Genomic DNA, 14,623 nt, shown 5'->3' on the forward strand with positions numbered 1-14,623 from the left:
GGCTATTCCTGCGCCAGCAAGGTGGTCACGTAGTTGAGCGCTTCGCGCGCGCTATGGGCGTCATAGCCGTATTCGTCCACCAGGCGCTGCTCGACGGCGGAGATCCTGGCCCGCACGTCATCGTCGGGGCGCTTGGCCGAACCGACCAGGCGCAGCACGTCGCGCCGCTGCTCGAACAGATATTGCTGGATGGCATCGTGCAATTGCGCGTGGCTGCCCAGGCCAAAGGGCTCGCCCCGCTTGAAGGCGCCCATGGCCTTGCGCACCACTTCTTGTCGGAACGACTGCTTGCCCGAGTCGCTGATATGAATTTTTTCTTCCACGGCGCGCAGGAAGCGCTCGTCGGGGCGGCGCTCTTCGCTGGTCATGGGGTCGCGGATCTGGCGGTTGTCGAGCATGGCTTCGACTTCATCGAGATACTTGCTCAGCAAGTCCTGTGCTTCTTGCTCGAACGACACGAACAGGGCCTTGTGCACGTCGGCCTTGACCCAGCGGTTATAGAAATCCTTGCGCGTGAGCACCAGGTAATCGACCCACTGGCGCTTGCGCCGCGGTTCGATGCGCGCATCGCTTTCGATGCCATCCTTCAGGGCCAGCAGCACATCCATGGTGGAGAGGCTGTTGCGCTGAGCGGAAATGATGGCGTGCGACAGGGCATTGATGACGAAACGGGGCGACACGCCCGACAAGCCTTCGTCGGGCGCCTTGTCGCGTTCGCGCAAGCGGCGGATGTCGGCATGCTGCAAGTCGTCGACGTCTTCGTCCGCATACACGCGCAGTTTCTTGACCAGCTCGGTTTCCTTGGCCTCGCCTTCGGGCAGGCGGCTGAGGATGGCGAACACGGCCGCCGCATGCAGCACGTGCGGATCGAGGTGCACGTCGCGGAAGGCGGGCGCGGCCGCCAGGATCAGCTTGCGGTAAATGCGCGCTTCTTCGCGGTAATTGAGCGTATACGGCACTTGTACGATGACCATGCGGTCGAGCAGCGCCTCGTTTTCACTTTCTTGCAGGAATTTGCGAAACTCGGCCAGGTTCGTGTGCGCGAGGATGGTTTCATCGAGGTAAATCAGGGGGAAGCGCGATACCTTGACATTCTTTTCCTGCGTCAGGGTGAGTAGTAAATAGAGGAATTCCCGCTTGACCTTGAGGATTTCGATCATTTCCAGCATGCCGCGGCTGGCCGCATACACGGCGCCGGACCACGACCAGGCGCGCGGATCGCCTTCGTCGCCGTACTGCGCCACTTTCGACAGGTCGACGGAACCGACCAGGTCGGCCAGGTCGGCCGTGGTAGGGTCGTGCGGCGCATACGTGCCGATGCCGCAGCGACCCGCCTCGGACAGGTGGATGCGTTCGACGGGCATGCGCAGGAAGTCGCCCGCGTACTGTTCTTCCAGGCGGGCGCGGCAATGGGGACACAGTTCGCCATGCAGCTCGGCATCATAGCTGGCGCGAAAGTCAGCGCGCATGCTGTGCGGCACCAGGTGCAGCGGCGATTCGTGCACGGGGCAACCGGCGATGCCGTACAGCGCGCCTTCGCTGCTGTGGCTGTATTCTTCCAGCCCCCGTTTGAGCAGGATCACCAGGGTCGACTTGCCGCCCGACGGCGGGCCCAGCAGCAGCAGCATGCGCCGGCCCACTTCGGAGCCGGCGGCAGCCGCCTTGAAGTAGGCGGCCACGCGGTCGATCGCCTCGTCGATGCCGAACAGCTCGTCGTCGAAAAGGCGGCAGCGGAAGCGCCCGCTCTCATCGGTCTGGCCGTTCCAGCGCATCATGTCCCACAGGTACTGGTGCGCGCTGCGCGTCAGCAGGGCCGCGCGGCCGGGCAGGATTTGCTCGATGAAGTCGGCAAAACTGCCGCGCCAAGGGCTGATGCGGTGTTTTTCCGCCCAGGCCGCCATGCCTTGCAGAAAACCGGCATGCTGGCTTGCTTGCTCGCCCGCAGGCGCGTCGTCGTGGCGTGTCATACCAGGGCTCGTCATTGTTTCCCCATCCATACCGTTGCCGGTGTTGCTGTTGTTTCTTACCTTGCTGTTGTTTCTTACCTTGCTGTTGTTGCTCACCTTGCTGTCGTGGAGCAGGCCCGGTTCCAGCCTGTCGGCCAAGTATACGGCGGCGCCTCTGGCCGCACGCCTGATCTCGCTCAACCTTGACGAGGGAACTATTTTTGCCCTCCTTTTGCCCCTTTGGCGCAGGGCTGTCACGCGCCTGCGCACTTCAATCCAGATCAATACCGGCCGGCGCGGCCCGTCCACACTGGATATCCGGAGCATCCCACGAGGAGAACATGATGATCGGCAATGATAACGGTTTCAGCGCCCCACCCGGCAGCAGTGGCCAGGGGCAAAGCGCGGACGATGAAGAGGCCATCGGCCAATTTTCCACCCCCGGCGCAGACGACAATACGATCGAGAGCGCATCCGTCTCGGACGTGCCCGACGCCCTGAGCGGCGTCAGCATGGAATTGTTGGAAATCAAGCGCAGTATCGAAGACGGCATGCGCCAGTCGATTTCCCAGGCGGGCGGCGTGCGCGCCGCCGACGCCTTCAGCGATGGCGGCAATATCCAGGGCGTGTCGATCGGCCTGGGCGAGGGCGCCAGCGACAGTTCGTCCGGCGAGCCGGGCTTGCCAGCCCTGACCCTGTACGTGGCCGAACCGACTTCCGTCGACCGCGCCAAGGCTGCCATCGTGGGAGCCATGGGCGTGCGCGCCATGGCCAGCGACAGGGTGCCCGTGAATATTGTCGTCACGGGCGTGATCGATGCCCAGCCGCACCGTTTCCGCTTGCGTCCGGCGCCGGGCGGCGTGTCGGTCGGGCATTTCCGCATCACGGCCGGCACCATCGGCTGCCTGGCCGTGGGGCGCAGCGCGCCGCGCAACAGCCGTTTGATGATTCTGAGCAATAATCACGTGCTGGCCAATTCCAACGGCGGCGCGTTCAACGACTGCATCGTGCAGCCGGGCCCCATCGATGGCGGGCGCTGCCCGCAAGACCAGATTGCCGTGCTCGAACGCTTCGTGCCCATCAATTTCAGTGGCGGCGTCAATTTTGTCGATTGCGCCACCGGCTGGGCCTGGCCAGACCGCGTGCGTCGCGAACTGGTCTACCTGAGCGGCGGCGTGCCGGCCTATTTTCGCATCAGCAACGCGCTGGCAGCGCCCGCGCTGGGCATGCTGGTCGGCAAATCCGGGCGCACGACGCAATTGACGCAGGGCCGCATCACGGGTCTGGGCGCCACCATCAACGTCAATTACGGCGGCGGCAGGATCGCGCTGTTCCAGGACCAGATCGCCATTACGGGCGTCAGCGGGGCATTCAGTGCGGGCGGCGATTCAGGCTCGTCCATCTGGACCTGGAACCAGCAGCGCAATCCCGTCGGTCTGCTGTTTGCCGGCGGCGGCAATATCACGTTTGCCAACCAGATGCGCAGGGTGGTGGTGGCGCTCGACATCAATTTATATACTTGAGCATGGTCACAGAAAACGCCGTGGCGGCGTGATGCTTCCTTGCACTGCGCCACCTTTTGCACGATGATGATAGGGTCAGGTGTAGCTGCCATGCATGGCCTGGCGGGCAAGAGGCGCTGCCGTGCCTCCTTGTCCCACGCGTGCCGTGGGCAGCATCAGGAGGATGTGTCATGTCAAACAGTAAATTTGTAACAGCGCCTTACGCCGTCTTCGAGGATGCGGCCATGCCGTATGTGCCGGACGAGGCGAGTAGCCACGCGGTGGCGGGCCTCGCGCATGCCGCACCGCCGCCCGGCCGGCTGGAAGCGGCAAAGCGGCGCAACGAGCGGGCCCTGATGGCGATCGATGGGGTCGAAGGCGTCAGCCTGGGGCAGACTGCCATCGGCGGCGAAGCCCTCGTCGTGTATTTGCGCGATGCCTCCGTCAAGCGGCGTGTGCCGTCGCAGGTCGACGGTTATCCGGTGGAAACGAGCATCACGGGTCAGATCGACATCCAGCGCTGGTAGGGCGTGGTGGCGTAGATGGAAAGCAAGAAAAGCCCGCTTGCGGGCCTTCCTTGCCCTGCGTGCGCTGACCCTATTTGCTCAGGCGGGCTATCGCTTCAGCCACGCCCGCGCCATACGCGGGGTCGCACAGGGTGCAGTTGCCGATGTGGCGTTGCTTGACTTGCTCCGAGGCACCCGAGATGGCGCGCGCCGCGTTGTCGAACAAGGCTTGCTGCTGCGCCGCAGTCATCAGGCGGAACAGGGCGCGCGGCTGCGAATAGTAATCCTCGTCGACCCGGTGGTTCCAGTGGTCGGCCGCGCCTTCGATACTCAGCGGCGGTTCGCGGAAGTCGGGCTGCTCGGCCCATTCCTGCTCGCTGTTCGGTTCATAGCCCAGGGTGCCGCCCTGGTTGCCGTCGACGCGCATCTGGCCGTCGCGGTGATAGCTGTGGAACGGGCATTTCGGCGCGTTGACGGGGATGTGGCTGTGGTTGACACCGAGACGGTAGCGCTGCGCGTCGCCATATGAAAACAAGCGGCCTTGCAGCATCTTGTCCGGCGAAAAACTGATGCCGGGCACCACGTTGGCCGGGTTGAAGGCCGCCTGTTCCACTTCGGCAAAGTGGTTGTCGGCATTGCGGTTCAGTTCCAGCACGCCCACCTCGATCAGCGGATAGTCGCCGTGCGGCCACACTTTCGACAGGTCGAACGGGTTCAGGTGATACGTGCCTGCCTCTTTTTCCGGCATGATCTGCACGTACAGCGTCCAGCGGGGGAAATCCTTGTTTTCGATGCTCTCGTACAGGTCGCGGTGCGAACTTTCGCGGTCCTTGCCCACCAGCGCCTCGGCTTCGGCGTCCGTCAGGTTTTCAATTCCTTGCTGGGTTTTAAAGGTGAACTTGACCCAGAAACGCTCGTTTTGCGCATTCAGGAAGCTGAAGGTATGGCTGCCGAAGCCGTGCATGTGGCGGAAGCTGCGCGGCAAGCCCCGGTCGCTCATCACCACCGTCACCTGGTGCAGCGCTTCCGGCAGCGAGGTCCAGAAGTCCCAGTTGCTGTTGGCGCTGCGCAAGCCCGTGCGCGGGTCGCGCTTGATGGCGTGGTTCAAATCGGGGAATTTCAGCGGGTCGCGCATGAAGAACACGGGCGTGTTGTTGCCGACCAGGTCCCAGTTGCCTTCTTCCGTGTAGAACTTCAGGGCAAAGCCGCGGATATCGCGCTCCGCGTCCGCCGCGCCCCGTTCGCCAGCCACCGTGGAAAAGCGCGCGAACATGGGCGTTTGCTTGCCCACGGCGCCAAAGATTTTCGCCCGCGTGTAGCGCGTGATGTCGTGCGTGACGGTAAACGTGCCATGCGCGCCGGAACCCTTGGCATGCATGCGGCGCTCGGGGATGACTTCGCGGTCGAAGTGGGCCAGCTTTTCCAGGAACCACACATCTTGCAGCAGGGCAGGGCCGCGTGGGCCGGCCGTCTGGATGTTCTGGTTGTCGACGACAGGCGCGCCAAAGGCGGTGGTCAGCTTTTTCATTGGACTCTTTCTTTATAGGGAGGTCGACGGACGAGCCAAGGCCTGCCCAAACACTGGCTGGGCTGAGCGTATGCGACGTTCACCTTGGCTGGTCCAGAGTAACAAATTTCTAAAAAGCAAATTCAGCGTGCGATTTCGAGGCTGGCATCAGCCCCGCCGTGTCCGGGGACGCAGCTAGACCATCATAGCCCCTCGGCAATGACTAGTCCAACACGATTGATCTGGCGCAAAGCGCAGCGTGATTTTCTGGCGCGCCAGCGAGATGTGGCCATCCTGCAATATGGTTTTGCCTTGATTGGCTTAAAACTTGTTCCAGTTATTGTGCCGGTGTTCCGTCGCTTCCTTCATCAGGTGGCCCGCGCGCAGGGCGTCGTCCGCCTGCACCGTCATGGCCAGCTCCTGGATGGCAGGCGGATATTCGTGGTGGGCCGCTTCTTCCAGCAATGCATGGCCCTTGACCAGGTCGCGCGGCACGCCGCGGCCTTCGCGGTAGGCGTTGTACAGCAGGAACATGGCATGTGGATTGCCCAGCTCGCTCGATTTCTCCAGCCAGCGGGCCGCTATCACGGGATCTTGCGGTACGCCTTCGCCGTTGGCCGCCAGCAGGCCCAGCATCAATGCCGCCTTGGCATGCCCTTGCAGCGCCGCTTGCCGGTACCACAACCAGGCTTGGCCGGGCGTGGCCGCGCGCCGCATCTGCCCCAGTTCGAAGGCCGCTTCCGTGTCGCCGGCGCGGGCCGCCTGTTCGAACAGACTCAGCGCTTCGGCGCGGCGTTCCGGCCGGGCCTGGTAAATCAGCGCCAGTTCGCGCTCGGCGACGGGCATGTCCTTGCCGGCCCAGTTGCGCACCTTGCGCTCGGCTTGCTGGTCGCCCGCCTGGCGCGCGTGCATGGCGACGGCTTCGATTTCCGCTGACGTAGGCGGTGGCGATGCCTGGCAGGCGGCCAGGATAGTGGCCAGGACAGCGGCCAGCACGACGGCGGGGAGGGAGAGTGCGTGTTTCATCTTGATCACCTTTCATCAAAACAGGCCGGAACTGCCGCAGTCCCGGCCCATGGACCTTATTTGCTCAGGTCGATGCGGTACTTGGCGAAACCGCTGGCGTCGAGGCCGCCTTCGGCCGCCACGTTGGCGATGCCGCTGCCTTGCGCCAGCGCCAGGTGTCCCGGTGCCGAGCGCAGGATCACGGGACCGGCCGTGGCTGTCTTGACGAAGCTCCAGCTGCGCGCGCTGCCATTCGCCGCCAGGGTCACCTTGCCGCCCTTGGTACTCAGCGACGCCAGGTAATTGCTGACCACGGCCTGGTTCGCATCGGGCGACTTGATGATGGTCTTGCTGCCATCGATGCCAGGCACGGCGCCGCCGCCACCGGCGCGGTAATCGTTGGTGGCAACGATGAAATCATCGCTATCGGCCACAGCTGCGCCCTTGTACGTGAGGTTGACGATGCGGCTGCCTGGCTTTTTCGTCACGTCGATCTGGTATGTCAGCGCATTGTTTTCCGCATAGAACACGTCGTAGTTATAAATCGTGCCATACGACGGCACCAGGTCCTGCTCGGCAGTACTGGCCGGGTCGATCTGGCCAAATTGCTTGGCCGACGTTTCCAGCCACGCCTTCAAGTCCGATCCCTTGATTTTCACGGCTTGCAAGTTATTGTTGCTATATAAATACAGGTCGCCCGGATTGCGCACCTGCAAGCCGATCGGCGCGGCCGGCGTCGCGCCCGCGGCCACGTCCGTGAAGTCCGATGGCCCGTTGCGGCCCGCCTTGAATGGCGCGCTGCACGAGATGACGGGGATGTTCTTGTAGCTGGACAAGGTGGCATCCGTGCTGGTGGCGATGAAATTTTTCACGTAGTCGAGCTGCGCCTGATTCACCAGCTGGATGGCGCTCACATCGCCCACCAGCGCAAAATAGGCGGACATTTCGAAATCCGTGCTGATGCCCAGCGGCTGCTTGGCGTAAGCGATGGTGGCTGCGTGCTCGGTGGCCACCAGCGGTGCGATGGCCGGGTCGGCTTTCACCAGGGTCTTGCCATCCGTGTACTTGAAGCCACGCGATTCCACCGTCGTCTTGGCCGGCTGCACTACCCACTTTCCGGCCTGATACACCATCGTCAGCTTGATGATGCCCAGGCGGCGACCCCAGCTTTGCGCCATGACGGTCGGTACACCGTTCACGAAGCCGTTGACGGCGTCGATCTTCGCGCTGGCGGGGAAGGCGGCAAACGAGGCGTCCAGCGCGGCTGCGCCTTCTTCCTTGCCTTTCGGGAAGATCAAGTGCGAATGGCCGATCATCAGCGCATCGATGCCCGTGCTGGTCAAGTGATAGCTGCCGTTTTCCATTTTCGGGCTGTAGGCACTGGTGTCCAGGCCGCCATGCGACAGGGCTACGACGAGGTCGGCGCCCTTGTTGCGCAATTCCGGCACATACTGTTTCGCCGCTTCCTGCACGCCCGTCACGCTGACCTTGCCAGCGAGCACTTTTTGATCCCATTCGAGGATTTGCGGCGGCACAAAGCTCAGCACGCCCACATTGATCTTCACGCTCAGCTTGCTGCCATCGGGTGCCGTGGCGGTGAAATCGCGGGGCAGCAGCGTATAAGGCTGGAAGATGGGCTTGCCGCTGGACACGCCGACGACATTGCTGAGTACGGAAGGGAAGGCGGGCGCGCCGCAGGTACCCGTCGGCTTGGCCACGCCCGGTATGCCGAAATCCGTGTTGGTGATCTGGCTCAGGTAAGGCAAGCCATAGTTGAATTCATGGTTGCCCATGCCGCCCGCGTCATACTTGAGCGCGTTCATCGCCTTGTGCACGGCCAGCGTGCCGGAGCAGGGCACGGGCGCGGCCACGGCTTGTAAATCGGCCAGCAAGGTGCCCTGGATGACGTCACCATCGTCGAGCAGCACGTTGTTCGGATTTTCCGCGCGCGCCGCCTGGATCAGTGTGGAGGTGCGCTCCAGACCCAGGCTGGTGTCTTCCGCCAGCGCGTAATAGTTGTAACTGAGGACGTTCGAGTGGATATCGGTGGTTTCCAGCAAGGCCACGCTGACCGTCGTGCCTTCTGGAATGACCTGCGCCGTCGTCGAACCACCGTTGCAGCCGACCAAGCCCACACTTGCCAGCGCCGCCAGCATGACCCAATTTGTTTTCATTACCGCCCTCGGAAAGATTCAAAGGACGCGACTGTAACGCCGCGATATGACGCGGCGATGACAGCCGTGCGGGGCGCATGGATGCAGGGGGGCGGGACTTACTCCGCTACCCGCCGTACTGACAGATTTGCCGCAGTGGTCGACTGTGGATTGGCGTACAGCGTCGCCAGCACATCCCAATAGGCAGCGGAAATCGCGGGGCCATTGCCAAATCCATTGAAATGGTTGGCCAGCCCAAGCGCATGGCCAAACTCATGTGTCACGATATCCTGGGTGACGTTGCAATGTCCATTCCCCAGATTCAGATACACGGGATTCGAGGCGATGCCATTCTGGCTGCCTGGTTGAATCGGGTTGCCCATATTTTTTCCTGTCGCCACATTGGCACAGTAACTGGCGTAATCCGTGGAATTCGGTGGCACATACGACGTGCCATAACTGACGTGAATATAATTGCCGCTGGCCGGGATGGAATTGACCGCATCGAGCACTAAAAGACCGCGCAACTTGGTATTAATCTGCGCGATGGCGTTTTGCGTCTTGCCCGAGTAATCGAGCTCGGTGGCATTGCCAGCCGCCGGCGGCGTGACATACACGCTGACGTGCTGTTGCGGCGTGCCCAGCCAGCGCCAGGTGCCCGCAGGTCGATTCGCGCTTGAAAATTCAATATTACTGGACTTGATATTGGCAATCACATCGCCATCGTTCGCGCTGACATTGTCACCGCCGCCACACGCTGATAATCCACCACAGACCAGGGCTATTGCAATCAGGTTTAAATTCATCTTGTTTCTCATGTTGTCATCGTTTTGGCAGGGCCAGGAAACCGCTTGCATATAAAAGCCGAAGGCTTGCAGGATTATTAACTACGCCGGGATTGTACCTCAGCCATTATTAAAAAAATACCACGCTATCGATCAGGCATTCTGATTGACGTCGATGGTCATGACGACAACAGTCTGCCTGCCATGAAGTTCCCGATGATCGTGAGCAGCAGCCCGGCGGCCGGGGCAGCCATCAACGATTGCCACCAAAATGCAAGTGACTTGCATTACAATGCCAAACGCAATCAGCTTGCATTTGATGGTGCGAGCGCCATTGCCTCCCATACCTGACTCCACTCCGAAGGAATCCCATGTCGCAACTCCAGCGCAAACTCCCCGTCACCGTCCTGTCCGGCTTTCTCGGCGCCGGCAAGACCACCTTGCTCAACCACATACTGCGCAACCGCGAAGGCAAGCGCGTGGCCGTCATCGTCAACGATATGAGCGAAGTCAATATCGATGCCTCGCTCGTGAAAGACAGCGCCGAAGTGGCTGGCGCGGCTCTGTCGCGCACAGAAGAAAAACTCGTGGAAATGTCGAACGGCTGCATCTGCTGCACCTTGCGCGACGATCTATTGCTGGAAGTGCGGCGCCTGGCGTTTGAAGACCGCTTCGATTATCTGCTGATCGAGTCGACGGGCGTGGGCGAGCCGATGCCCGTGGCCGCCACCTTCGACTTCGAGGACGAGCACGGCGACAGCCTGAACGACGTGGCGCGCATCGACTGCATGGTCACCGTCGTCGACTGCGCCAATCTGCTGGCCGATTTCAACAGCGAAGACAGCCTGGAACAGCGGGGAGAAACGGCGGGCGAGGGCGACGACCGGCAGCTGGCCAATTTACTCACGGAACAGATCGAATTTGCCAATGTCATCGTCCTCAACAAGGTCGACATGGTGGCGGCCGACGAGCGCCTGCGCGTGCTGGCCATTGTAAAAGCCCTCAATCCCGGCGCGCGCATCATCGAAACCAACCAGTCCATCGTGCCGCTCGATGCCATCCTCGGCACGAACTTGTTCGACCTGGAGCAGGCGGCCGCCATGCCGGGCTGGGCCCAGGAGTTGGCTGGCGTGCACACGCCGGAAACGGAAACGTATGGCATCAGCAGCTTCGTCTACCGGGCGAAAGAGCCGTTCCACGCGCAGCGCCTGCATGACTATATTTCGCAGCCGATACCCGGCGTGGTGCGCAGCAAGGGATATTTCTGGCTGGCCAGCCGCCCCGAATGGGTGGCCAGCCTGTCCGGCGCGGGCAAGCTGATGAATATCGAACCCGTGGGCCTGTGGTGGGCGTCCGTGCCGAAGCAGCGCTGGCCCACGGATGCCGCCTCGCTGGCGGAAGTCAAAGCGGGCTGGAGTGAGCCATATGGCGACCGCTACCAGGAACTCGTCTTCATCGGTCAGGACATGGACCAGGCCGCCATCGAGGCGGACTTGAAAAAATGTCAATTGAACTACACGGAAACGCGCCAGGGCATGGCCGCCTGGCGCCAGCTGCCCGACCCGTTTCCACTATGGCAGCGCATGGAAGAACTCGAAGATTAACCATCGATAGGAAAGAAATATGACAGAACTGACCCCCGTCACCATCATCACAGGTTTTCTCGGCAGCGGGAAAACCACCTTGCTCAAGCGCATATTGCAGGGCGATCACGGCGTGCGCATCGCCGTGATCGAAAATGAATTCGCCGCCGAAAGCATCGACCATGGCTTGCTGGTGCAGGACAGCGACGAGCAGATCGTGGAAATGAACAATGGCTGCATCTGCTGCAGCGTGCGAGGCGACCTGATCCGCATCCTGGGCGAGTTGCACGCGAAACGCGCAGCCGGGACGATCACCTTCGACCACGTGATCATCGAAACGACGGGCCTGGCCGCACCGGGACCCGTGGCGCAAACCTTTTTTGCGGAACCAATCATCAGCGAGTTTTATCTGCTCGACGCGATATTAACCGTGGTCGATGCGCGCCATGCGCAGCAGCAATTGACGGCGCACAAGGAAGCGCAGGAACAGGTGGGCTTTGCCGACCGCATCCTGCTGTCGAAGACGGACCTGGTCGGCAAGGACGCGCTGGCCGCGCTGCGCCAGCGGCTGGTCGCCATCAATGGCCGCGCCGGCATCCAGAAAGTGCGCTTCGGCAATGTGCCGCTGCGCGACATCCTGAACATTCGCGGTTTCAACTTGAACGCCATCGTCGAACTGGAGCCTGATTTCCTGGGGAAACTGGGACACCGCCATGGCGACGGCGTGCAATCGTTCGTGTATCACCAGGCCCAGGCCCTCGATCTGCTGCAGGTGGAAAATTTTCTCGATGCCGTGGTGCAGCTGTTCGGCACCCAGTTGATGCGCTACAAGGGCATTTTGTACGTTGCCGATCTGCCATGCCGCGCCGTCTTTCAGGGCGTGCACATGCTGATGGGCTCGGAACTCGGCGCGCCGTGGCGTGATGAGGAAACGCGCGCCAGCAAGATCATTTTTATTGGCCGCGACTTGCCGCAGGAAATGCTGATCCGGGGCCTGGACCGCTGTATAGTGGACAGTCCGGGCTAGGCGGCGGCCTGAGCGTGGAAGCGGGCGTGCCCGCCCTGGCGCAGATTTTCCTGCTCGGCATGCGGCATGGCCTGGCACCGGACCATCTGGCGCGCGCGTGGGTATAATGGAAAAAAACTGCCGGATTCCACCATGCCCGCACCCGATATCGTCATCCGCCTGTTGACGCCAGCCGACACCGCCGCTTTTTGCGCACTGCGCTTGCGCGCCATCCTTGACTCGCCCAGCGCGTTTTCCTCATCGCGCGAAGATGAACTGGCGCGCACACCAGACGAACACGCGCAGCGCATTGCCGGCCCCATGCAGCGCGGCTTTGGCGCCTTCGATGGCGCACGCCTGGTCGGCTTTGCCGGCTTGCGGCGCGAACCGCTGCGCCAGCTATGGCACAAGGCCTTGCTGTGGGGCGTTTTCGTCGATGCGCCGCAGCGGGGGAAAGGCGTGGCGCGGCGTCTCGTCAACGCCTGCATCGAACAGGCCGAGACGGACCCTGCCATCATGCAAGTGCATTTGAGCGTGAATGCGGAAAACAATGCCGCACGCCAACTGTATGAATCGCTGGGATTTATCGCGTATGGCACGGAACCGCGTTCGATGCGCGTGGGCGACTTGTTCTATGACGAGCATCACCTGGCCTTGCTGCTCAAGTGATGTTTCGGGAAATTATTTACAGCGCGGGCACAGGCCTTTGATCAGATAATCGACTTCGCCGCCGCTGAAACCTTCCGGCAAGAGCACGGGCGGGGGCAGCTTGACTTCATTGAAGCAAGTGACGTTCGCGCACTTGGTGCACTGGAAGTGCGCGTGTTCGTGCGCCTGGTGGCCGGCGCCCGCGCTGAAGCGCCACACCTGGTCGGCGCCCGCGATGCGGTGCACGAGCTCATTTTCCGTCAGCCATTCCAGCACCCGGTACAGGGTGACGGAATCGATATCGCTGTCCTGCGACAGCGCTTGCTGGATTTCATGGTGGGTCAGCGAACGGCTTTGCGCCATTAAAAAGTCGAGCACCTTCACGCGCGTCTTGGTGACGCGGGCGTTGGTGTTACGGATCAGCGATTCGGCGTGCGGTGTAGAAGATGATGTCAACATGATAGGCCTGCTTGCGGGGGATCGGCTGGCGGCGTCATCGCCGTGCCCGTTGCCACCCTATGGGCCGTATCTTAGCATGCGTGCCGCACCGGATGAAACGGTGTCATGCTTTGAACGTCCAATAGCGGCCGGCGACCGTATCGACGGGGTCGAGAAAGCGCTGGTCGGCGCGCGCCTGGTCGCGTATCAGATAGAACATGTCGGACAGGGCCGAGCGCTTTTCCGCAAAATAGGCGTGCTTCATGAAGCTGGTGTCGACCCCGGTGGCGTCGATGGTTTCCACGCCCGCCACGATCAGCATGCCGGCGCCGCTGTCGCCCGCGCGCGGATAGCCGTGCACGGCTTTCGAGGCGGCCAGGGCCAGGTCTTGCGACGAGGCATACAGGGTGACGGGGTTGCGCGCGCCCGCCAGTTTGGGCGCGATATCGTGCTTGAAGATGGCAGCGTCGATGTCGGGCGCGGACAGGATGAGCTCCGTGATCTTTTGCGCCAACTGCGGCTGCGTGGCCAGCAAGTCGGCCACGGCCCGCGCCAGGCCGCGGCTGCCCATGCTGTGTCCGACCAGATACACTTGCTCCGCCTGCGTGCTGGCGAGAAAGTCGGCCAGAAATGCCGTGATGTGGGGCGTGCTCCATTCGATATTGTTTTCATCGATGGTGTAGCCGGCCACCTCGCCGCGCGACGGCCAGCTGTAGAACACGGGCGCGCCGTCAAAGCCCAGGTCGTAGGCCATCTGTCCCGTGCGCCGCGCCGCATCCTCGAAACTCACGTTGTAGCCATGCACAAAGACAAAGGCGCTCTTGCCGGCCGAGGCGCGGATCTGCGTCTTTAATGCGGCAAAGAAGTTGTCGCGGTCCTGCACCTCGGCCGACAGCAGCACCACGTGCTTGGCCGGATCGTCGCGAAATTCCAGGCGCCACAGCGACGGCGATTCCAGCTGGCCCATGCGGTGGTCGCGCGGGATGCTGATGTCGCAGCTGCCATAGCTGAGCGGGCCGTTGCCACTTATGACGTTGCGTTCGCCGCTGAAGCGCTGCGCGGGCGGCTTGCCCACGTCGCGCTGGCGGTCCGTGGCGAAATACACTTTGACCACCGCATAATTGGAGACGACGGCGCTCTTGTCGGCTGGCGCGGGCATGGCTTCCACGTCGTGTATCTGGGGCAAGGGCCGCTGCAGCGCATCGAGCAAGCCTTGCGCGGCAAACAGGGTTGCCATGTCATTCGGCACGTTTGCCGTGGCCAGGGCGGCCGACAGGGCCAGTTGCAGCCGGGCATCGTCAGGCGCCGCTTCCAACGCGGCGATGGCGGCCAGGATGTCTGACGCACTGTCGAACTTGGCGATGGCTTGCTTGAGCCTTTGATAGTGGCTGGCGACGGTTTCGGGCGCGTGGCCGGGCGCGCCTTGCCCGATGGCCGCCACGACGGCGGAAGTGATCAAGTCCATGTGCCACCTGCCTTTCAGGTCAATCTGGATTGAATGTCAACCCATCGCCATAAAAGCACGCGCAAGGCGATTTGTCCAG

13 protein-coding genes are annotated in these 14,623 nt (G+C 62.2%); 6 read left to right on the forward strand and 7 right to left on the reverse strand.

Going from position 1 to position 14,623, the window contains the following annotated elements; translation table 11 throughout:
- Positions 1–2: 2 nt before the first annotated feature.
- Complete coding sequence (locus CLU93_RS24865; protein ID WP_099763776.1) at positions 3–1,967, reverse strand: serine protein kinase; 1,965 nt, start codon at positions 1,965–1,967, stop codon at positions 3–5.
- 49 nt (positions 1,968–2,016) lie between these two features.
- Here CLU93_RS24865 and CLU93_RS24870 point away from each other — a divergent pair, with 49 nt between their 5' ends.
- From CLU93_RS24870 to CLU93_RS24880, 3 genes are all read left to right on the forward strand, one after another.
- Positions 2,017–2,304, forward strand: coding sequence for a hypothetical protein (locus CLU93_RS24870; RefSeq protein WP_143451807.1), 288 nt, complete (start codon positions 2,017–2,019; stop codon positions 2,302–2,304).
- Positions 2,288–3,469, forward strand: coding sequence for a S1 family peptidase (locus tag CLU93_RS24875; protein WP_257225085.1), 1,182 nt, complete (start codon positions 2,288–2,290; stop codon positions 3,467–3,469). Before CLU93_RS24870 ends, CLU93_RS24875 begins: the two co-directional genes overlap by 17 nt.
- 170 nt (positions 3,470–3,639) lie before the next feature.
- On the forward strand, positions 3,640–3,975 hold the full coding sequence (locus tag CLU93_RS24880; RefSeq protein ID WP_099763779.1) for a hypothetical protein: 336 nt from the start codon (positions 3,640–3,642) through the stop codon (positions 3,973–3,975).
- A 70-nt stretch (positions 3,976–4,045) separates the two neighbouring features.
- On the opposite strand, the gene CLU93_RS24885 is transcribed toward CLU93_RS24880, so the two are convergent.
- From CLU93_RS24885 to CLU93_RS24900, 4 genes are all read right to left on the reverse strand, one after another.
- Positions 4,046–5,482: a catalase gene (locus CLU93_RS24885; RefSeq protein ID WP_099763780.1), complete on the reverse strand. Its 1,437-nt coding sequence runs from the start codon at positions 5,480–5,482 to the stop codon at positions 4,046–4,048.
- A 300-nt stretch (positions 5,483–5,782) separates the two neighbouring features.
- Entirely contained in the window at positions 5,783–6,487 is a 705-nt protein-coding gene (locus CLU93_RS24890) for a tetratricopeptide repeat protein (protein ID WP_099763781.1), read from the reverse strand.
- Between the two features lie 56 nt (positions 6,488–6,543).
- Positions 6,544–8,640, reverse strand: a complete 2,097-nt coding sequence (locus CLU93_RS24895) for a bifunctional 2',3'-cyclic-nucleotide 2'-phosphodiesterase/3'-nucleotidase (protein ID WP_099763782.1) — start codon at positions 8,638–8,640, stop codon at positions 6,544–6,546.
- Positions 8,641–8,738: 98 nt separating this feature from the next.
- Positions 8,739–9,437 carry a hypothetical protein gene (locus CLU93_RS24900; RefSeq protein ID WP_257225086.1) on the reverse strand — a complete coding sequence of 233 codons (699 nt, stop codon included), beginning with the start codon at positions 9,435–9,437 and terminating at the stop codon, positions 8,739–8,741.
- A 338-nt stretch (positions 9,438–9,775) separates the two neighbouring features.
- On the opposite strand from CLU93_RS24900, the gene zigA reads away from it, so the two are divergent.
- The 3 genes from zigA to CLU93_RS24915 all read left to right on the forward strand — a co-directional run bounded on the left by zigA (position 9,776) and on the right by CLU93_RS24915 (position 12,662).
- Positions 9,776–11,008 (forward strand): zinc metallochaperone GTPase ZigA, encoded by a 1,233-nt coding sequence (gene zigA, locus CLU93_RS24905; RefSeq protein WP_099763784.1) that lies wholly within the window; start codon positions 9,776–9,778, stop codon positions 11,006–11,008.
- Between the two features lie 19 nt (positions 11,009–11,027).
- On the forward strand, positions 11,028–12,014 hold the full coding sequence (locus tag CLU93_RS24910; protein WP_099763785.1) for a CobW family GTP-binding protein: 987 nt from the start codon (positions 11,028–11,030) through the stop codon (positions 12,012–12,014).
- Positions 12,015–12,146: 132 nt separating this feature from the next.
- Complete coding sequence (locus tag CLU93_RS24915; protein WP_099763786.1) at positions 12,147–12,662, forward strand: GNAT family N-acetyltransferase; 516 nt, start codon at positions 12,147–12,149, stop codon at positions 12,660–12,662.
- A 12-nt stretch (positions 12,663–12,674) separates the two neighbouring features.
- On the opposite strand, the gene CLU93_RS24920 is transcribed toward CLU93_RS24915, so the two are convergent.
- Positions 12,675–13,100 (reverse strand): Fur family transcriptional regulator, encoded by a 426-nt coding sequence (locus CLU93_RS24920; RefSeq protein WP_070218730.1) that lies wholly within the window; start codon positions 13,098–13,100, stop codon positions 12,675–12,677.
- Positions 13,101–13,203: 103 nt separating this feature from the next.
- The gene (locus tag CLU93_RS24925) at positions 13,204–14,544 is read right to left on the reverse strand and encodes an alpha/beta hydrolase (protein WP_099763787.1); all 1,341 of its coding nucleotides are present in this window, start codon (positions 14,542–14,544) and stop codon (positions 13,204–13,206) included.
- Positions 14,545–14,623 lie beyond the last annotated feature (79 nt).

This window comes from Janthinobacterium sp. 35, from assembly GCF_002754575.1.
Taxonomy (GTDB): Bacteria; Pseudomonadota; Gammaproteobacteria; order Burkholderiales; family Burkholderiaceae_D; genus Janthinobacterium; species Janthinobacterium tructae.